The sequence below is a fragment of the Streptomyces sp. NPDC090994 genome (genome assembly GCF_044768905.1).
Taxonomy (GTDB): Bacteria; Actinomycetota; Actinomycetes; order Streptomycetales; family Streptomycetaceae; genus Streptomyces.
Window position 1 is genome coordinate 51,054 of record NZ_JBIVWS010000031.1, and the last position, 18,725, is coordinate 69,778.

At 74.4% G+C, this 18,725-nt stretch carries 16 protein-coding genes; 11 read left to right on the forward strand and 5 right to left on the reverse strand.

All coding sequences use genetic code 11. The features are described 5' to 3' along the window. Window positions 1-67 precede the first annotated feature (67 nt). A complete protein-coding gene (locus ACIQR3_RS35060; protein ID WP_403545194.1) occupies window positions 68-1,291 on the forward strand; it encodes a cytochrome P450 in 1,224 nt (407 codons plus the stop codon). Between the two features lie 41 nt (window positions 1,292-1,332). Here ACIQR3_RS35060 and ACIQR3_RS35065 read toward each other — a convergent pair whose 3' ends face one another. The 3 genes from ACIQR3_RS35065 to ACIQR3_RS35075 are packed head-to-tail and all read right to left on the reverse strand — an operon-like array spanning window position 1,333 to window position 3,865. After that, window positions 1,333-1,800 (reverse strand): hypothetical protein, encoded by a 468-nt coding sequence (locus ACIQR3_RS35065; RefSeq protein ID WP_403545196.1) that lies wholly within the window; start codon window positions 1,798-1,800, stop codon window positions 1,333-1,335. Then, the gene (locus tag ACIQR3_RS35070; protein ID WP_403545198.1) at window positions 1,797-2,372 is read right to left on the reverse strand and encodes an RNA polymerase sigma factor; all 576 of its coding nucleotides are present in this window, start codon (window positions 2,370-2,372) and stop codon (window positions 1,797-1,799) included. Before ACIQR3_RS35070 ends, ACIQR3_RS35065 begins: the two co-directional genes overlap by 4 nt. 59 nt (window positions 2,373-2,431) lie before the next feature. Next, a complete protein-coding gene (locus ACIQR3_RS35075; RefSeq protein WP_403545199.1) occupies window positions 2,432-3,865 on the reverse strand; it encodes a S8/S53 family peptidase in 1,434 nt (477 codons plus the stop codon). Between the two features lie 149 nt (window positions 3,866-4,014). On the opposite strand from ACIQR3_RS35075, the gene ACIQR3_RS35080 reads away from it, so the two are divergent. Beyond that, window positions 4,015-6,948: a CHAT domain-containing protein gene (locus ACIQR3_RS35080; RefSeq protein WP_403545223.1), complete on the forward strand. Its 2,934-nt coding sequence runs from the start codon at window positions 4,015-4,017 to the stop codon at window positions 6,946-6,948. A 52-nt stretch (window positions 6,949-7,000) separates the two neighbouring features. On the opposite strand, the gene ACIQR3_RS35085 is transcribed toward ACIQR3_RS35080, so the two are convergent. Continuing rightward, window positions 7,001-8,836, reverse strand: coding sequence for a LuxR C-terminal-related transcriptional regulator (locus ACIQR3_RS35085; RefSeq protein ID WP_403545224.1), 1,836 nt, complete (start codon window positions 8,834-8,836; stop codon window positions 7,001-7,003). A 112-nt stretch (window positions 8,837-8,948) separates the two neighbouring features. Here ACIQR3_RS35085 and ACIQR3_RS35090 point away from each other — a divergent pair, with 112 nt between their 5' ends. Then, entirely contained in the window at window positions 8,949-10,034 is a 1,086-nt protein-coding gene (locus ACIQR3_RS35090) for a M12 family metallopeptidase (RefSeq protein ID WP_403545201.1), read from the forward strand. Window positions 10,035-10,384: 350 nt separating this feature from the next. Here the strand turns inward: ACIQR3_RS35090 and ACIQR3_RS35095 are convergent, their stop codons facing one another. After that, complete coding sequence (locus ACIQR3_RS35095) at window positions 10,385-11,680, reverse strand: CitMHS family transporter (RefSeq protein WP_403545203.1); 1,296 nt, start codon at window positions 11,678-11,680, stop codon at window positions 10,385-10,387. Between the two features lie 365 nt (window positions 11,681-12,045). On the opposite strand from ACIQR3_RS35095, the gene ACIQR3_RS35100 reads away from it, so the two are divergent. The 8 genes from ACIQR3_RS35100 to ACIQR3_RS35135 form a co-directional block, all read left to right on the forward strand. Beyond that, entirely contained in the window at window positions 12,046-12,759 is a 714-nt protein-coding gene (locus ACIQR3_RS35100; protein ID WP_403545204.1) for a FadR/GntR family transcriptional regulator, read from the forward strand. Between the two features lie 550 nt (window positions 12,760-13,309). Then, window positions 13,310-14,020: an aspartate/glutamate racemase family protein gene (locus tag ACIQR3_RS35105; protein ID WP_403545206.1), complete on the forward strand. Its 711-nt coding sequence runs from the start codon at window positions 13,310-13,312 to the stop codon at window positions 14,018-14,020. Continuing rightward, window positions 14,017-14,853, forward strand: coding sequence for a sugar phosphate isomerase/epimerase family protein (locus tag ACIQR3_RS35110; RefSeq protein ID WP_403545208.1), 837 nt, complete (start codon window positions 14,017-14,019; stop codon window positions 14,851-14,853). Before ACIQR3_RS35105 ends, ACIQR3_RS35110 begins: the two co-directional genes overlap by 4 nt. A gap of 38 nt (window positions 14,854-14,891) precedes the next feature. Further along, window positions 14,892-15,974 (forward strand): isocitrate/isopropylmalate dehydrogenase family protein, encoded by a 1,083-nt coding sequence (locus ACIQR3_RS35115; protein ID WP_403545210.1) that lies wholly within the window; start codon window positions 14,892-14,894, stop codon window positions 15,972-15,974. An 80-nt stretch (window positions 15,975-16,054) separates the two neighbouring features. Continuing rightward, complete coding sequence (gene otnK, locus ACIQR3_RS35120; RefSeq protein WP_403545212.1) at window positions 16,055-17,317, forward strand: 3-oxo-tetronate kinase; 1,263 nt, start codon at window positions 16,055-16,057, stop codon at window positions 17,315-17,317. Continuing rightward, the gene (gene otnC / locus ACIQR3_RS35125; RefSeq protein WP_403545213.1) at window positions 17,314-17,958 is read left to right on the forward strand and encodes a 3-oxo-tetronate 4-phosphate decarboxylase; all 645 of its coding nucleotides are present in this window, start codon (window positions 17,314-17,316) and stop codon (window positions 17,956-17,958) included. Before otnK ends, otnC begins: the two co-directional genes overlap by 4 nt. 52 nt (window positions 17,959-18,010) lie before the next feature. Then, complete coding sequence (gene rraA, locus ACIQR3_RS35130) at window positions 18,011-18,502, forward strand: ribonuclease E activity regulator RraA (RefSeq protein WP_403545215.1); 492 nt, start codon at window positions 18,011-18,013, stop codon at window positions 18,500-18,502. 19 nt (window positions 18,503-18,521) lie between these two features. Then, window positions 18,522-18,725: DUF475 domain-containing protein (locus ACIQR3_RS35135; protein ID WP_403545217.1), on the forward strand; the 204-nt coding region annotated here is incomplete at its 3' end.

An 18,725-nucleotide genomic window follows, 5' to 3' on the forward strand; every position in this document is an offset into this window, starting at 1 on the left:
CCCCGGCCGACGACCGCCTGGAGCACTCCGGCGCGACACGGGCCCCCCACCCGGAGAAGGTGGGGGAATGACGCAGGAGACCAGCACGCTCACCGACCGGAACCCGCCCCCGGTGCGGGACTGGCCCGCGCTCGACCTGGACGGTACGGAGTTCGACCCGGTCCTCGCCGAGCTGATGCGCGAGGGCCCGCTGACCCGCATCCGGCTGCCGCACGGCGAGGGCTGGGCGTGGCTGGCCACCCGGCACGAGGACGTGAAGCTGATCACCAACGATCCGCGGTTCGAGCGATCGGAGGTGACACAGCGTCAGGTGACGCGGATGGCGCCGCACTTCAAGCCTCGTCCCGGCTCGCTCGCCTTCGCCGACCAGCCCGACCACAACCGGCTGCGGCGGGCGGTGGCCGGGGCCTTCACCGTGGGCGCGATGAAGCGGCTGCGGCCCCGGGCGCAGCAGATGCTGGACGCCCTGGTGGACGGCGTGGTGCGGGACGGGCCGCCCGCGGACCTGGTCGAACGGGTCCTCGAACCCTTCCCGATCGCCGTCGTCAGCGAGGTGATGGGGGTGCCGGCCGCCGACCGGGAACGGGTGCACTCCTGGACCCGGGAGATCATCTCCACCTCCGGCGGGGTCGAGGGCGCCGAGCGGGCCAAGAACAGTCTGTACGGCTGGATCACCGAGACCGTCCGGGCCCGCGCGCACGACCCCGGCGAGGACGTCTACTCCCTGCTCGGTGCCGCCGTCGCGCGCGGCGAGGTCGCCGAGCAGGAGGCGATCGGGCTGGCCGGGCCGCTGCAGATCGGCGGCGAGGCCGTCACCCACAACTGCGGCCAGATGCTGTACCTGCTGCTCACCCGCCCCGAGCTGATGGCCCGGACGCGGGAGCGGCCCGAGGAGCGGGGCGCCGTCCTGGACGAGTTGCTGCGCTACATCCCGCACCGCTCCTCGGTGGGCCTGGCCCGGATCGCCCGGGAGGACGTCGAGCTGCGCGGCCACCTCATCCGCGCGGGCGACCCCGTCTACGTCTCCTACCTGGCCGCCAACCGGGACCCGGACGTCTTCCCCGACCCGGACCGGATCGACCCCGGCCGGGACGCCGGAGCGCACCTGGCCTTCGGCAACGGGCCGCACTACTGCACCGGCGCCGTGCTCGCCCGGCTGCAGCTGGAGCTGCTCGTCGGCACGCTGCTGGACCGGCTGCCCGGACTGCGGCTGGCGGGCGGCCCCGAGCAGGTGGCCTGGCGGCGCCGGACCATGATCCGCGGCCCGCGGACCCTGCCCTGCGCCTGGTGACGCGGGCCCGCGGACCCTGCGCCGCGCCTGCGCCCCGAGGCTCAGGCGCGCAGCCACTCGGTGACGACGACCTCCCCGCCGGCCCGCAGCCGCAGCGCGAACGGGCCGGACGGCGGTGCCTCGCCGGTGAACCGTCCCATGTCGTCGGCCGCGAGCGACCGGGCCGTCCGCAGGCCGCTGAGCACCTCGATCCGGGCCGGCTGCGGCGGCATCACCTGTCCGAACAGGCCCTCGGCGCTCACCTCGATGTCCAGGCTCACGTCCCCGGCGCGGAAGGTCAGCATCCGCGGCGGGTCCGTCTCGCCCCGGACGGGCAGGGCGTCGACGAGCGAGTCGAACGTCAGCTCGGCGAGCCCGGCGTCCAGGTCGCGCAGCGCGAACGCCTCCACGGCGATCCGGCTCAGCTCGGCCGGTATCGGGTCCAGGATGGCGGCCGCCTGCCGCAGTTCCTCCTCCAGCAGCGAGTCGTCGAACCCGTCGTCCACACTCTCGTCACGCATCTCGCTCATGCCGCCCCCCGGGCTTCCAGTCGCGCCCGCAGGCGCCTCAGACAGCGCTGACGCATCGGTCCGATGCTGCCGACGGCGATGTCCAGCGCCGCCGACACCTCCTGATAGCTGGGCGGCGGCGACGCCATCAGCACGCGCAGCAACTGCCTGCAGCGCTCGCCCAGTTCCTCGAACTCCTGCCACAGCCACCGGACCCGCTCGCTCTGCGCGGCGGCCTCCTCGGAGTCGAGCACCGACTCCTCCGGCGTGAGGTCCTCGCTCACCCGGTCGAGCAGCTGCGGATCGTCCGTCGGCGTCCACCGACGGGCCGCCTTGAGCACCTTCAGGCACTCGTTGCGCGCGGTGCTGGCCAGCCAGGAGCCCGCCTTCTCCGGTTCCCGGATGCGCCCCAGGTTCTGGGCGAAGCGGAACCAGGCGGTCTGGTACACCTCGTGCGCGTCGGCGTCGGACAGCCGGTGTGCCCGCGCCACGGACCACACCAGCGGGCCCAGCCCTTCCACCAGCGCCTTCCAGGCCGCCGCGTCACCGTCGGCGGCGGACTGGACGAGCGCCCCGACATCTGTACGGTCCACGGCCCCACCCCTCGTGTACGACACGCCATCGTACGCCGTGGAGGGGGCCGTTCCGCCCCTCATGCCCCGTCGGCCGGGGGTTCGACGGGGACCGGTCGCCAGGTGGGCGGCAGCAGCGCCGGTACGTGCGCGCCGCGCACCTCGGTGTACGCGGTGTTCGACGCCAGGAGCAGGCCCCGGGCCGTGCGCGCGTCGGTCTCCTTGTGCGTCGTCATGTGCGCGGCGATCAGGCCGGCGACGACGGGGGTGGCGAACGAGGTGCCGCTCCACTGCGCGTTCCCTTCGAACATCACCTGGTCCGCCTTGGCGGGCGCCTCGCCCGGCTCGCTCAGCAGGCCGGTGTGCCGGGGCGCCTGGCAGGTGCAGGCGTAGGCGGAGCCGTACCGGCAGGCGTCGTAGGTGGAGTGCTGGTAGACGTACGGGACGGGGGTGTCGAAGCCGGTGAGGGCGCTGGTGAGGCGCTCGCCGGGGGCGTACGCCTTGACCCAGGGGCCGTGGTTGGAGAAGCAGGCGCCGCCCTCGCCGTCGGAGCGCAGCGCGCCGACCGACAGCACCGAGTCCTCCCAGCCGGGCAGGTCGGCGTAGGCGGCGGGCCAGAACGGCGTGGCGCTGCCGTTGTTGCCGGCGGCGGCGACCAGGAGGGTGCCGCGGGTGCGCAGTTCCTCCATGAAGGCGTGCACGCCGAGCAGGCCGTCGGTGCGGCCGTTGGGGGTGCCGGCGGAGAGGCTGATGAGGTCGGGCCAGCCGTCCTGGTCGACGGCCTCGAACAGCTTCTCGCCGAACTCGGACTCCAGGATCGCCCCGGCGTCGTTGAGGGTGTTGCGCACGGTGATGTCGGTGTTGGGCGCCACGGCCGCGAGGAGCCCGGCGATGAAGGTGCCGTGGCCGGCGTACTGCATCAGGACGCCGGCGTCGTCCCACTCCTTGATCTGGAGGTCGCCCCGGGTGTGGGCGAGCAGCGGGCTGGACCGGTGGTCGCGCGTGAGGCCGGTGTCGATGACGAGGACGCCGACCGCCGAGCCGGGGTCGTACGGCGTGTCGGCCGCCGCCGGGTTGGGCGGTTCGGTGCGGGGCACCGGGACGGGTTCGTCGCCGGGGCAGGCGTTGACGGCGATGTGCACGACGTGGTTGCGGCTGACCAGGCGGCGCTGGGCGCGGCCCTCGGCGGCGGCCAGGGACCGCAGGGCGTTCGCGACGGCCGGGTCGCCGGCGCCGGTGCCCTGGCCGGGGTCGCCGACCTGGATACGGGTGATGCCACAGCGGTTGGTCTCACGGCTCGCGCGGCGCACCTGGTCGGCGTCGAGCCCGGCGACGGCGGTGAAGTGCTCGCGGACGGTGTCCTCGACGACGCGTGCCTCCTCGCCGTCGCGGGCGAGGACGACGCCCTTCTCGTAGAGGAACTCGGCGGAGTCGTCGGGGCCCATCGCCAGCGGGACGTCGGGCATCGAGCGCTGGATGTGGTCGAACTGCTCGCGGAATCGCTGTGGTGCCATGGCGGGTCCTCTCCCCCTGAGGCGGCGTTCGTCATTCAGAGTCTGGAGACAGCTGATTGATACAGACCCGCACCTGTGTGACGTGGTGCGCTGCCACTACCATCCTTGAGGTGACAGCGGGAAGCGACTCGGTTTTCGAACTGCTGCCGATGGTGTTCGCGGCCCCGAACGAGGCACTGGCGAGGGCGGAAGGGCTTCTGGACGCCGCCCCGCCGCCGCTGCACGCCTCGATCGCCCATCAGGTGATCGGCATCTGGCAGCGGGACTTCGGCGACACCCGGCTGGCACTGGCCCATCTGCGGCGGGCCCGCGATCTGGCGGCCCGGGCGGATTCACCCGAAAGAGAGGCCGACGTCCTGGCCACTCTGGGGGTGGCCCTGGTGCACACGGGCCGTACCCGGCAGGGGCTGGCCGCCTTCGAGCGGGGCGTGGCGCGCGGGACCGGGCACACCCGGGCGCGGGTGCTGTACCGGCGGGCGTACGTGTGGTGGGTGCTGGGCCGGCACGGGGAGGCGCTGGAGGACGTACGGCGGGCGATAGTCGTGCTGCGGCAGGCCGGTGACGTCATCTGGACGGCGCGGGCGCTGACGCTGCGGGCGACGGTGCACCTGGCGCTGGGGGCGGTGGAGCGGGCGGAGGCCGACTTCGCGGCGGCGGAGGAGCTGTGGGGCACCACGGACCAGGAGCACGACAAGGCGGACGCGGTGGAGAGCCGGGGGCTGGCCGCGTTCCGGTCCGGCGACGTGCCGGCCGCACTGCGGCTGCTCGACGAGGCGAGCGAGCGGTACGCGGCGCTGGGCACGCCGATGTTCATGCTGAACATCCGGCGCAGCGAGGTCATGATGGCGGCCGGGCTGGCCCCGGAGGCGCTGGCCGAGGTCGATCAGGCGATCGCCGTCCTGGACGGCATCGGCGGGCAGTCCACCCGCAAGGCGGAACTGCTGCTGGTCGCGGCGCGGGCGGCGCGGCTCGCGGGTGACGCGCAGACCGCGGTGGCGCGGGCGGCCGTCGCGGTGCGGCTGTTCGCGGCGCAGCGGCGCACCTGGTACGAGACGCACGCCCGGCTGGTGCTGATCGAGGCGCGGGTGGCGGCCGGGCGGGGTTCGGGGCGGCTGGTCGCGGACGCGGCGGCGGTGGCGGAGAAGCTGGCCTCGTTCGGGGCGCCGGCCGCGCCGGAGGCGTCGCTGCTGGCCGGGCGGATCGCGCTGGACCTGGGCTGGACGGCGGACGCGGAACGGCATCTGGCGGTCGCCGCGCGCAGCCGGCGCAGCGGTCCGCCGCTGGCCCGGATGACGGGCTGGGCGGCGCAGGCGCTGCGGGCGCGGGCTGCCGGTTCCCCGCGCGGGGTGCTGGAGGCGTGCCGGCGCGGTCTGGACGTGCTGGACGACCACCGGATGACGCTGGGCGCCTCGGAGCTGCGGGCCCGGGCGACCGCGCAGGGCGCGGAACTGGCGGCACTGGCCCAGGAGGCGTCGCTGGCCTCGGGCGGGCCGCGGCGGCTGCTGGTGTGGAGCGAGCGGTGGCGGGCGACGGTGCTGACCGCGCCGCCGGCCCGGCCGCCGGCCGACCCTGTGCTGCTCAGCGACCTGACGGCGTTCCGGGAGATCGCGGCGCGGGCGGAGGAGGCCCGGATGGAGGGCCGTCCGGTGGCGGCGCTGGAGCGTGAACAGCGGCGCCTGGAGCGGGAGATCCGCGCGCGGACCCTGCACATGCGCGGGGAGGCGCCGGGCGGCGGTGACCGGTTCGACGTCGGCCGGCTGCTGGCGGCGCTGGGGGACGACGTACGGCTGGTGGAGCTGGCGGTGCTCGACGGCCGGGTGCAGGTGCTGCTGTGCGGGCAGGGGCGGGTGCGGCGGTTCGAGGCGGGGCTGCTGGCGGAGGCGGAGCGGGAGGCCGAGCACGTCCAGGCCGGGCTGCGGCGGCTGGCCCATCCCGGCGCGGAGGCGCGGCTGCCAGTGGTGGAGGCCGCGGGGCGTCGCCTGGAGGAGCTGCTGCTCGGTCCGGCGGCGGCGCATCTCGGGGCCGGACCGGTCGTGGTGGTGCCGCCGGGGAGGCTGCACCGGGTGCCGTGGGCGCTGCTGCCGGCGCTGCGCGACCGGGTCCTGAGCGTCTCCCCGTCGGCGACCAGCTGGCTGCGCGCCCGCGGGACGGCGCCCCCGTCCGGCGGCCGGCACATCCTGGTCCGCGGCCCGGGCCTGGCCAGCGGCGGCGCGGAGGTCCCGCTGCTGGCCGAGGGGTACGGGGCGCAGGGGATGCCGTCCGGGGGCTACGGGGCCCAGGCGGTGCCGTCCGGCGCCTACGGGGCGCGTGTGACGCCCGCCGCGCGTCACGGGACTCGCGCCCCGCACCCCGAGACCGACCGCCTCCGTCACGAGGCGTCGGCGACGCGCGTCGACGGGGGCGGCAGGCCCGGCAGGCCCGACAGGGCCCCTGTCGGAGGGAATTCGGTCGAAGGGAATTCGGTCCACAGGTATCCGGTCGAAGGGGATCCGGTCGAAGGGGATCCGGTCGACAGGTATCCGGTCGACAGGTATCCGGTCGGCGGAGCGTCCGCCGGCGGGAACGGGGAGCCGGGGTACCCGGCGCCGGGGCGACCGCTCGCGCGCGGGGCGCCGGTCGTGCTGGAGGGCGACGGGGCCCGCGTGCCCCGGGTGCTGCGGGAGCTGGACGGGGCGGCGCTGGCGCACATCGCGGCGCACGGCACGTTCCGGGCGGACAGCCCGTTGTTCTCGTCGTTGCGGATGGCCGACGGGCCGCTCATCGTGCACGACTTCGAGCGGCTGGACCGCAGCCCGTACCGGATCATCCTGTCCTGCTGCGACACCGCCCGGTTCGCGTCGGTGGGCGCGGACGAGCTGCTCGGCCTGGTCACGGCGCTGCTGCCGCTGGGCACGGCCGGGGTGGTGGCGTGCACGGCACCGGTCAACGACGCGGCGGTGGTGCCGTTGATGCTCGCGCTGCACAAGGGCCTGGACGCCGGGCTGTCGCTGGCGGAGGCGCTGCGCGACGCGCGGGCCGCGCTGCCGGGCGACGCGGTGCACCAGGCCACCGGGTGGGCGTTCTCGGCGTTCGGGGCGGCCTGACCGACCGGCCGCCCCTCGCGACCCCGGGCCCCGGTGCGGGCCGGGTGCCCGGTCAGGCCGCCGCTCGTGCCCCGGGCAGCTCCACCAGCCACGGCAGCGCGCCCCGGTCGCCGCCGCCGAGGCGGGCGTAGGCGCTGTAGAGGTGGTTGCCGACGGTCCGGACGGAGAGGGTGAGTCGCTCCGCGATCTGCCGGTTGCTCAGCCCGGCGGCGGCGAGGGTGACGATCTGCCGTTGCCGGGCGGTGAGTTCGCCGAGGACCAGTCCGGACAGGGCCGGGGTCCGGGCGCCCTGGCAGCGGCGGGCCAGGGCGACGGCCCGGGTACGGGCGGTGCGCGCGGCGCTCGGGTCGCGGTGGACCCGTGCCGCCTGGGCGTGCGCCTCCGCCGCGAACAGCAGGAAGCCCCGGCGCTCCAGTTCCCCGGCGGCCCGGTCCAGGGCCGGTCCGTCGCGGCGCGCGAGGGCGTCCGCGTGGGCGGCGAACACCCCGGTCAGCCGCCCGGCGGCCCGCTGCGGCACGCCGAGCCGTACGGCGTCGTAGGCGTCGTCGGCCACGGCGGCCAGGGCCGCGTCGAGGTCGCCGCGCGCGGCGGCCAGCCAGACGGCGGCCCCGCCGTCGGTCACCCCGCCGTCGGTCACCCTGCCGCCGGTCGCCCCGCCGTCCGACACGGCCCGGCCCGACTGGGCTGCGGCGAGGGCGAGTTCGGTGCGGCAGCCGGGGTCGCCGGGGGACGACCGCAGTCCCTCGCGGGCCCATGCCGCGGCCTCCCGGAGCCGGCCGCGCAGCCGCGCGAACCGGGCCCGCACGGCCGCGTCGCCGGCCGGTACCCGGGCCCCCTCGGCGACCAGCCACTCCCCCACCGGTGCGGCGACGTGGCGTACGTCGGCCCGCTCGACGCGCCGGGCGAGGTCGGCCGTCTCCGCCTCCAGGGCCCGGCCGCAGCCGCCGGGGGCGCGGGTCAGCCGCCGGGCCCGCAGCCGGCCGGCGGCGGCACGCAGCACCGGACCGTGCAGGGGATGGGCGAGCCGTACCGTGCCGTGCTCGTCGTCGACCTCGACCAGTCCCTCGGTCTCCAGCCGTTCCAGCACGTCCAGGTCGAGGTCGTCCAGGGCCGGCGCCAGGGGTTCGGCGAAGGCCAGCCGCTCCAGGGTCTCCCGCTCCTCGGGCGTGCGGCGGCCGAGGGCGGGGGCGGTGCGTTCCCGCAGGGTCGCGGTGACCGGCACGGGGCCGCGCCAGATCCACTCCCCCGTCTCCGGGACCGTGCCGAACGGGCCCCGTTCCCGTACCGCGCCGAGCAGTTCGCGCAGCAGCCGCAGGTCGCCCCGGCACAGGCGGTGCAGGCGGCCGGCGGTGAGCGGCTCGGGGGTGGCGCCGACGGCCGCCGTGAGCAGGTCGGCGGTCTCCTCGCGGGGCAGCGGTTCGAGGCTGAGGCGGGGCAGCAGTTCGCCGGTCCACAGCCGGGAGACCGCTTCGGGCGCGGCGGCCGTGTCCGTCACGACGACCACCAGCCGGGTCCGGCCGTGCACGGCGAGCTGGTGGACCAGGGCGGCCGAGGCGTCGTCCAGCAGATGGGCGTCGTCCACCACCAGCAGCCGTACGCCGGAGAGGAGTTGGACCGCGCGGTGCAGCGTGACGGATTCGGGCAGCAGGTGGGCGAAGGCGGCGAACGGCAGGTGGCGGGACTCGGGTGTGCCGGCCGCGCGGACGTGGTCGGTGCCGCGCAGGGCCTCGGTGACCAGCCGGGTCTTGCCGCGGCCCGCCGGGCCGGTGATCACGGTTCCGGGCCGGCCCGCGGTCACCGACCGGCGCACCAGCTCCAGTTCGTCCGCGCGTCCGGTGAACGGCCAGGTCCCGGCCGCCGGTGTCCTCGCGTCCCGCTCCAGGGGCATCACGTCGAAAGTCGTCACGACAAGGAGAGTCCGGTTGCTCAGTCTTGATACAGGGGGAGTTGAGTAGAGCTCGACTCAGGCGCCGGGGCCGCCCGGACGGCACGCTGATCACATGACCGCCCGCTACTGCTCGCTGCCGCAGCAGCCCGCCCCCGCGTTGCCGCCGGGGCTGGCCGCCGAGCGGCTCGGCGCGCTCGTCGGCGGGCGGCGGATGTGGGTCAACGGCACTGTGCTGCACTACTACTTCTTCGACGGTGACGCCGACGCCTCGGTCATCACGGTCCCGGGTACGGGCCGTACGCGCCGGGTGTCGTGGGTCGGGAGCGAGGAGCAGCGGGAACTGGTGCGCTCCTGTTTCCGTGAGTGGCGGGACCTCGGGATCGGACTCGTCTTCACCGAGGTCGGCGACCGCTCGGAGGCGGAGCTGCGGATCGGTTTCCAGGCGGGCGACGGCTCGTGGTCGGCGGTGGGGAAGGACGCCCTCAAGGTCGGCCTGAACGAACGCACCATGAACTTCGGCTGGGACCTGGCCGCGTCGGGGGACCGCTGCACGGCCCTGCACGAGATCGGGCACGCCCTGGGGATGCTGCACGAGCACCAGAGCCCGTTCGCCGGGATCCACTGGGACGACGAGGCCGTCTACGCGGAGCTGTCCGGCCCGCCGAACCACTGGAGCCGGGACCGGACGTACTTCAACATACTGCGCAAGCTCGACGCGGACGAGGTCAACGGGGCCGTCTGGGACCCGCAGTCGATCATGGAGTATCCGTTCCCGTCGGGGCTGGTCCTGGAGCCGGAGCAGTACCGCGGCGGGTTGCACCCGCCCGGCACGCTCTCGGCCGCCGACAAGGAGTTCGTCCTGCGCTGGTACCCGCCGGCCGACCCCTCCGGGCCGACCGCGCTGGTGCCGTTCCGCTCGGTGCCGCTCGGGCTGGGCGCGGGCGAGCAGGCGGACCTCGTCATCGAGCCGCCGGAGACCCGCGACTACACCGTGGGGGTCTTCGGGGAGGGCGACACCGTCGTCGTGGTCTTCGAGGAGCGGGACGGCGAGCCGCGCTTCCTGGTCGGTGAGGACGACGGTGGAACGCCGCACAACGCCAGGCTGAGAACACGGCTCGTCAAGGGCCGCCGCTACGTCGTCCGGGTCCGCCTGTACTCCTCGTGGGGTCCGGGCGAGACGGCGGTCATGTGCTGGTGACAGCACGGGCCGCCACACCGGAAGGGGAGCGCCACTGACCGGCGCCGGGGAAGCGGCCGGATTGCGTTGCCTTCGGGGGAGGGAAACGCAATCCGGTCGCGCCGCGCCGGGTCCGCCGCACGGGGGTCGGCGGACCCGGCTCTCGCCCTTGAGGGGTTCCGGGACCTCTCGGTACGGCACGCCTGGTCCCGAGGTCGTGGAAGAACACCCTGCTGCTCGTGCCGCGGGGCGGCGAGCGGGGCGGTCGGCGAGCCGGCCGGGGCGTGCTCGGTGCCGTACTCGCAGATCATGGCACAGCCCTGTCCCGCAGCAGGCGGCAGACGCCCACGCACCGCCGCACCGCGTACCCCTCAGGTGACGCTGATGGCACCGGTGACGACGGCGAAGACGATGTAGGCGAGCGAGACGAGGACGCCCCAGCGCAGGGCGTGCCGCTGGAAGTCGCCGAGTTCGGTCTTGACGAGTCCGATGAGGACCCACAGGGGGGCGCTGGTCGGGCCCATCATGTGGAGGATCTGGCCGATGGCGCCGGCCCGGGCTATCTCGTTGGCGGGGATGCCGTAGTGCGCGGCGGACTCGGCGAGGACGGGGACGACGCCGAACCAGTAGCCGTCGTTGGACATGAAGAAGCCGAGCGGCAGGGCGAGGACGGCGGTGAAGAGCGGGATGACGTCGCCCCAGCCTTCGGGGACGATCGACAGGGCCGCGTCCGCCATCGCCTTGATCATGCCGGAGTCGGTCATGATGCCGGTGAAGACGCCGGCCGCCAGGACGAGGATCATCACGGGGACCGCGTTGGCGGCCTGGCGCTTGATGAGTTCCTGCTGGTCGCCGATGGCCCGGATGTTGACGAGCAGGGCGATCACGAAGGCCACCATGAACAGCACCAGGAGGTCGGCGACCTCCAGGATGAGCAGCACCATCAGCAGCAGCGTGAGGGCGGCGTTGAACCACATCCGCCAGTCCGCCTTGACCGGCTCGAACGCCTCGCCCGAGGCGATCTCCAGCTTGTAGGCGGCGAGCTTCTCGGCGTCGATCCGGCGGCGTTCGCGCAGGCCGAGCCAGTAGGCGACGGCGATGATGGCCAGGCTGGTGAGGGCCATCGGGCCGATCATGTGGACGAAGTACTCACTGGCGTTGAGGTGCAGGACGCTGATGCCGCGGGTGGCGGCGCCGCCCCAGGGGGTGGTGCCGGAGATGGTGCCCAGCGCCATGGCGGCGAGCGTGGCGAGCACCAGGGGGTTCATGCCCAGGCGCCGGTAGATGGGCAGGAACGCCGAGCACACGATCATGTAGCTGGTGGTGCCGTCGCCGTCCAAGGCGACGCACAGCGACAGCACGGCGGTGCCGACCACGATGCGGACCGGGTCGCCCTTGGAGGCGCGGACGATGGCCTGGACGATCGGCTCGAAGAGCTTCACCTCCATCATCAGGCCGAAGTACAGGACGGCGAACAGCAGCAGCGCCGCGGTGGGCGCGACCGTGTCCAGGCCGTTCATGATCATGTCGCCGAGCTTGCTGCCCTTGCCCGCGATGACGGCGGCGACGATCGGGGTGAGCATGATGGCGGTGAACGCGGAGAGGTACTTCCGCATCACGAGCAGCATGAAGCTGCCCAGAGTGGCGAAGCCGAGGACGGCGAGCATCGTTGCTCCTTGGGGCAGGGCTGAGGGCCGCCGGTCGGACGGCGGCGCAGGACGGCGCGTGGGGTCAGTGCGTGTCGGCTCGAACGACGACCGGCAGCGCACGTGGTGCCGTACTCGGCTCGTGCGTCGGGTCGGTCATGGTACGTGCGTCTCCTGTACGGCGGCTCGGCGGGCGCACGCCGTGACGTTCGGTGGCCCGGGGAGGGCGTGCGGAGTGCGCCTGGCATGGCTGGGGCGTCCGGGCGGCCGACCGGGTGGAAGGGCGGACGACTCGATCCCGCCAAGCTTCCGGACAACCGGTTTACCGGATTGCCGGTAGGTAACTAGAATTCGGCCATCGCGTCAATACCGAAGTGAGGAAATCGATGGCCGAACTCGCCAGAATCACGGTCGAGCCGCGCGAGCCGCTGGCCGCCGAGGTCTCCCGCCGACTGATCGACTACCTGATGTCCGGCGAGGTGCAGCCCGGTGACCGCATCCCTTCGGAGCGGCAGCTGACCGAGATGCTCGGGGTGAACCGCCCCACCGTGCGGGAGGCGATCAAGTCGCTCGGGTTCCTCGGCCTGCTGGAGATCCGGCAGTCCAGCGGGACGTACTTCCGGGGCACCGACTCCGACGTCCTCTACCGCCTGTTCGAGCTGGGTCTGGTGCTGGGCGAACGGGGCGCCCGGGACATGGTGCGGGCGCGTGCCGAGCTGGAGGTGATCGTCGCCGGTCTGGCCGCGCAGACCCGCGACGAGGCGGGCGTCGAACTGCTGCGGGCCCGCCTGACGGCGATGCAGGAGTGCCCGGACGAGGAGTTCCCCGAGGCGGACACCGCCTTCCACGCCGCCCTCGGCGAACTGGCCGGCAACACGGTGCTGCGGGACATGCTCAAGGGCATGCGCGCGATGATCCAGCGCGGCTGGGTGGAACGCACCGGCACCGTACGGTCCCGCGAGGTGGCCTACGCCGACCACGTGCCGATCTACGAGGCGGTCGCCCAGGGGGACGCGGAGGCCGCCCGTGCGGCAATGGCCCGGCACATGGACGGCGCCTCCCGGCGCCTGATGGAGGCGCTCGAACAGCGCGACGCGTAGCCAGGCACCGGCCCGGGGGCCGCGACCGCCGGACCGGCTCCGCCACCAAGCGGGCCCGCACAGGAGCCGGCTCCGGCACGTTTGCGAGTCCCGCACAGGAGCCGGCTCCGGCACGGCACCACACGAGGCCCGCACACAAGCCGGCTCCGGCACCACGCGGCCCCGCACAGAAGCCGGCTCCGGCACCACGCGGCCCCGCACAGAAGCCGGCTCCGGCACCACGCGGCCCCGCACAGAAGCCGGCTCCCGGCATGTTGCGAGCCCCGCACAGGAGCCGCTCCACCCCCTCGCGACCCCCGCGCAGGAGCCGCTCCACCCCCTCGCGACCCCCGCGCGGGAGCCGGCTCCGGCGCCCGACGGTCCTCCGCGAGGGCAACCGGTTGACCGGTTGACCGGATCGTCCTACAGTTGCGGCGCGGCACCGCTACGAAACGTTGCCGCCCCCATCTCGGGCCCGCACCCCACTGGACGGGGCGCCCCCGCGCCGACCGGAACGGGCCCGCGGTCGGGACCCTTGCCGGTCCCCGCCTACCGGAAGAGGAATAACCCGGTGATCCCATCCCCTCCCCTGGTCGCCATGATCCACGCCGTGCCCGCCGCGCACCGCATCGCCGAAGCGGCGTTCGCACAGGAATTCCCGCGCGCCACGGTCTGGAACGTGCTGGACGACCGCCTGCTGGTCGACGCCCGCGCCGCCGGCGGCCTGACCGACGCGCTGCGCCGGCGCATGCTCCGGCTGATCGGGCACGTGCTGGACGGCGGCGCTCAGGCGCTGCTGCTGACCTGTTCCTCCTACGGCGAGGTCGTGGACACCGCCCGGACTCTGTGGGACGTCCCCGTGCTCAAGTCCGACGAGGCGATGTTCAAGGCCGCGCTGGCCGGCCCGTACCGGCGCGTCGCCGTCGTGGCGTCGACCCCGCCCGCCGTGCCGGCCGCCCTGGCCCAGCTCGAAGCGCTCGTCCCCGAGGTGCGGCCGGACCGGCCGGTCGACATCGTGACCGCCCTCAGCGAGGAGGCCGCCGCCGCGGACGACGCCGAGACGGCCGCCCGGCACCTGGCCGACGCGCTGCACGCCGCCGGGGGCGCCGACGCCGACGCGGTGCTGCTGGCGCAGTACTCCCTCACCCCCGCGCGGGACGCCCTGGCCGCCCTGGTGGGTGTGCCGGTACTGGACGGGGCCGGCGCCGCCGCCCGTGAACTGCGCGGCCTGCTCGCCCCCGACGGAACGCCCGCCGCCCCGGCGCCGGCGGTCACGCCATGACCGCGGGGCCGCCCTGGCCGCTGGCGTACACCGTCTCCGGTGACGACTGCTCCGGGCCGATGCCGCTCGGCTTCACCGCGCCGCTCGCCGAAGCCGTGCGCCGGCTGGCCGAGCTGGGCTACGACGGGGTGGAGGTGCAGGTGCGCGAGGCCGGCGCCCCCGATGCCGAGACCCTGGCGCGGACCGTCGAGAACGCCGGTCTGAAGGTGCTGGGCATCGGGACCGGCCCGGTGGCCGCGCAGGACCGGCTGACGCTGACCGACCCGGCGCCCGACGTACGCCGGCACGCCCTGCTCCGGCTGCTGGGCGCGGCCCGCCTCGCCGGCGAGCTGGGCGTACCGGTCACCCTCGGCCAGACCCGGGGCACCTTCCTTCCGGGGCTGGAGGACGCGCAGCGGCTGTGGGCCGAGCGTGCCGTACGGCAGCTCGCCGAAGAGGCCGCCGACCGCGGCAGCCGGCTGCTGATCGAACCCCAGTCCCGTGCCAACACCTCGCTGTGGCACACCCCGGCCGAGGCCCTCGACGTCATCGGCTCGCTCGACGCCCCGGCCGGGCTGGTGCTGGACACCCATCACCTCGACGCCGAGGGCATCGACGTCGTCCGGGCCGTCACGGAGCACGCCGGTGTCACCGGCTGCCTCCAGCTCGCCGCACCGTCCACCCGGGGCCCCCTCACCGTCGGGGACCCCCGGCTCCCCGCCCTGTTCACCGCGCTGCGGGACGGCGGCTTCACCGGCTGGCTGACCCTGGAACACACCCAGGGCGACGACAGTCCCAAGGCCGCCGCCCGCTCCTGGACCGCGCTCACCGACGCCGCGGCCGTGCTGTCCTGACCCGACGTCCCACCCCTGTTTCGAAAGGAACCCGCACCATGAGCAGCAAGACCTACCGCCTCGGCGTCCTCGAGGGCGACGGCATCGGCCCCGAGATCGTCCCCTCCTCCGTCGAGATCGCCACCGCCGCCGCCCAGGCCGCCGGCGTCTCGGTCGACTGGGTGACCCTGCCGCTGGGCGCCGCCGCCATCGAGACGCACGGCACCCCGGTCCCCGAGGAGACCAAGGACGCCCTGGCCGGCCTCGACGGCTGGTACCTCGGCCCGCACGACTCGGTCAGCTACCCCGAGCCGCACAAGTCCGCGCTCAACCCGTCGGGCACCCTGCGCAAGCACTTCCAGCTGTTCGCCAACATCCGCCCGGCCAAGTCCTTCCCCGGCGCCAAGGCCGTCTGCGACAACGCCGACCTGGTCATCGTCCGCGAGAACACCGAGGGCTTCTACGCCGACCGCAACACCTTCGCGGGGACCGGCGAGTTCATGCCCACCGCCGACACCGCGATCATGCTCGGCATCATCACCCGCGAGGCCACCGAGCGCGTCGCCCGCGTCGCCTTCGACCTGGCCCGTTCGCGCCGCAAGAAGCTCACCATCGTCCACAAGGCCAACGTCCTCAAGCTCACCACCGGCCTGTTCCGCACGGTGTGCCAGGAAGTGGCGAAGGACTACCCGGACGTGGCGGTGGACGACTTCCACATCGACGCCATGACCGTCCACCTGGTGCGCCGCGCCCAGGACTTCGACGTCATCGTCACCGAGAACATGTTCGGCGACATCCTCTCCGACCTGGCCGGTGAGATCTCCGGTTCGCTGGGCACCGCGCCGTCCATCAACTCCTCCGCCACCGCCGCCATGGCCCAGGCGTCGCACGGTTCCGCCCCCGACATCGCCGGGCAGAACATCGCCAACCCGGTGGCCATGATCCTCTCCGGCGCGATGCTCTTCGAGTGGCTCGGCGCCAAGCACGGCGACGAGAAGCTCGCCGCCGTCGCCAAGATCATCGAGCAGGGGGTGGCCGACGCGATCGCCGCCGGCACCTCCACCCGCGACCTCGGCGGCTCCGCGTCCACCACCGAGTTCACCGCCGCCGTGATCAAGGCCATCGGCGCCGGCCAGAACTGACCCACCGCTCCGGGGCGGGCACCCGACCGCCCGCCCCGGCCCCACGCTCCGCCCGTACGCCCGAGGAGAGGCCCCCGACCATGACCCTGCGCATCGGCTGCATAGCCGACGACTTCACCGGCGGCACCGACGTCGCCGCCGCCTTCCGGCGTGCCGGCCTGCGCACCGCCCTGGTCTTCGGCACCCCGGACGACACCACCGCGCTCCCGGCGGACTGCGACGCCGCCGTGGTCGCCCTCAAGTCCCGCTCCACACCGGCCGGCGAGGCCGTCGCCGACTCCCTCGCCGCGCAGAAGTGGCTGTGGGCCAAGGGCGCCGCCCAGGTCTACTTCAAGTACTGCTCGACGTTCGACTCCACCCCCCAGGGCAACATCGGACCGGTCACCGACGCCCTCATGGACGCGGCCGGTGCCGCCGTCACCCTGCACTGCCCGGCCTCCCCGCCCAACGGCCGCACGGTCTACCAGGGTCATCTCTTCGTCCACGACCAGTTGCTGTCGGACTCCCCGCTGCGCCACCACCCGCTCAACCCGATGACGGACTCCGCCCTGGTGCGGCTGCTGTCCGCGCAGACCCCGCACCAGGTGGCCCTGATCGACTGGACCACCGTGCGGCGCGGGGTCGACGCCGTCCGCGACGCGGTCGTGGCCCACCAGCAGGCCGGTGTCCGGCACGTCGTCGCCGACGCCCTGACCGACGACGACCTCGCCGTGCTCGGTGCCGCCGCGCTCGAACTGCCGGTCGTCTCCGGCGCCGCGGGTCTCGCCGAGGGCCTCGGGCACGCCTATCCCGCCGCCGGCACGGCGGCCCCCGAGCCGGTGCCGTCCGAGGGGCCGGCCGCCGTCCTGGCCGGCAGCTGCTCGGCGCGCACCCTGGAGCAGATCGCCCAGTTCTACGCGGCCGGCCTGCCCTCCCTCCACCTCGACGTCCTCGCCGCCGCCACCGGCCGTGACGTCACCGGGGAGGCGCTGGCCTGGTACGACGCGCAGGACCCCGGCGTGCCGGTGCTGATCTACGCCTCCGCGTCCCCGGAGGAACTCGCCGCGGTGCAGGCCCAGCTGGGCGTCGCCGAGGCCGCCGCGCAGGTCGAGGAACTGCTCGGCACCCTCGCCTCCCACCTCGTCGGACGCGGCGTACGCCGGCTGCTCGTCGCGGGCGGGGAGACCTCCGGCGCCGTCACCACCGCCCTCGGGGTCCGGGCCGTCCTGGTCGGCGAGGAAGCCGACCCCGGCGTGCCGTGGACGTACGCCACCACCGGGAGCGGCGACCTCGCGCTGATGCTCAAGTCCGGCAACTTCGGCGCCCCCGACCTGTTCACCCGGGCCCTCATGGAGACCAAGTGACCGCCTACACCGACGAGCCGGCCGCCCGCGCGCTCATCGTCCGCACCGCGCGCTCCCTGTTCACCCGCGGCCTCACCCACGGCTCCACCGGCAACCTGTCGGTCCGCCTGGCCGACGGCAGCCTGCTGCTCACGCCCACCGGATCCAGTCTCGGCACGGTCGAGGAAGCCGACCTGTCCCGGACCGACCTGGACGGCCAGCACCTGGACGGCCCCCGGCCCACCAAGGAGGCGTTCCTGCACGCCGCCTTCTACCGGGCCCGGCCCGGCGCCGGGGCCGTCGTCCACCTGCACTCCACCCACGCCGCGGCGGTCTCCTGCCTGGACGGCGTGGACCCGGCCGACGTGCTGCCGCCGCTCACCGCCTACTACGCCATGCGCGTCGGCACCCTGCCGCTCCTCCCCTACCACGCACCCGGCGACAGCACCCTGGAACCGCTCGCCGAGCGCACGGCCCGCACCCACCACGCCGTCCTCCTCGCCAACCACGGCCCCGTCGTCGCCGGCGCCTCCATGGAACAGGCCGCCGACGCGATCGAGGAATTGGAGGAGACCGCCAAGCTCCACCTCCTCCTCCAGGGCCGTCCCACGCGTCCCCTCACCCCCGAGCAGGCTGCCGCGCTCACGCCCCCATCCTCCTGACGGCCGGATGAGCACCGGGCGCGGCAGCCCACCCCCAGCGAAGGAGTCCCCCATGCCCGAACCAGTCGTCCCCGTCCCCACCGCCGACCTCGTCGACCAGTACGGCACCGACCTGCGCGTCTGTGACCTGCAGTTCCGCCAGTTCGGCGGGCACCTCGGCTTCGCCGGGCCGGTGCGCACCGTCTCCTGCCACGAGGACAACGGCCTGCTGCGCGACCTGCTGCGCACCCCGGGCGGCGGCGCCGTCCTGGTCGTCGACGGCGGCGGCTCCCTGCGCACCGCCCTGGTCGGTGACCTCATCGCCGGCGCCGCCCAGGACAACGGCTGGGCCGGTCTGGTCCTGCACGGTGCCGTCCGCGACAGCGCCGCCCTCGCCGGTCTGCGGCTCGGCATCAAGGCGCTGGGCACGATTCCCCGCAAGAGCGCCAAGGACGCCGCCGGAGCCGTCGACGTTCCCGTCTCCTTCGGCGGCCTCACCTTCCGTCCCGGCGACGTCCTGCACGCCGACGACGACGGCGTCGTCCTCCTCCCCGACCGCGCCTGACCACACGATTGGGTAGCCAGTGCTTCTGAGAACCTTCGGCTGGTCGTTCGCGGTCACCGCGCTCGGCCTGGTCGCGGCGGTCTTCTACGGGGGGTGGACCGCCTTCGGTGTCGTGGCGATCCTCTCCGTCCTGGAAATCTCGCTGTCCTTCGACAACGCGGTGATCAACGCCGGAATCCTGAAGAAGATGAGTGCCTTCTGGCAGAAGATCTTCCTCACGATC

Bases quoted from the DNA above. Each gene is read 5' to 3' on its own strand.
- ACIQR3_RS35060 (WP_403545194.1), top strand. From the start codon at position 68: ATGACGCAGGAGACCAGCACGCTCACCGACCGGAACCCGCCCCCGGTG.
- ACIQR3_RS35065 (WP_403545196.1), bottom strand. From the start codon at position 1,800: ATGAGCGAGATGCGTGACGAGAGTGTGGACGACGGGTTCGACGACTCG.
- ACIQR3_RS35075 (WP_403545199.1), bottom strand. From the start codon at position 3,865: ATGGCACCACAGCGATTCCGCGAGCAGTTCGACCACATCCAGCGCTCG.
- ACIQR3_RS35080 (WP_403545223.1), top strand. From the start codon at position 4,015: ATGGTGTTCGCGGCCCCGAACGAGGCACTGGCGAGGGCGGAAGGGCTT.
- ACIQR3_RS35085 (WP_403545224.1), bottom strand. From the start codon at position 8,836: ATGCCCCTGGAGCGGGACGCGAGGACACCGGCGGCCGGGACCTGGCCG.
- ACIQR3_RS35090 (WP_403545201.1), top strand. From the start codon at position 8,949: ATGACCGCCCGCTACTGCTCGCTGCCGCAGCAGCCCGCCCCCGCGTTG.
- ACIQR3_RS35095 (WP_403545203.1), bottom strand. From the start codon at position 11,680: ATGCTCGCCGTCCTCGGCTTCGCCACTCTGGGCAGCTTCATGCTGCTC.
- ACIQR3_RS35100 (WP_403545204.1), top strand. From the start codon at position 12,046: ATGGCCGAACTCGCCAGAATCACGGTCGAGCCGCGCGAGCCGCTGGCC.
- ACIQR3_RS35110 (WP_403545208.1), top strand. From the start codon at position 14,017: ATGACCGCGGGGCCGCCCTGGCCGCTGGCGTACACCGTCTCCGGTGAC.
- ACIQR3_RS35115 (WP_403545210.1), top strand. From the start codon at position 14,892: ATGAGCAGCAAGACCTACCGCCTCGGCGTCCTCGAGGGCGACGGCATC.
- otnK (WP_403545212.1), top strand. From the start codon at position 16,055: ATGACCCTGCGCATCGGCTGCATAGCCGACGACTTCACCGGCGGCACC.
- rraA (WP_403545215.1), top strand. From the start codon at position 18,011: ATGCCCGAACCAGTCGTCCCCGTCCCCACCGCCGACCTCGTCGACCAG.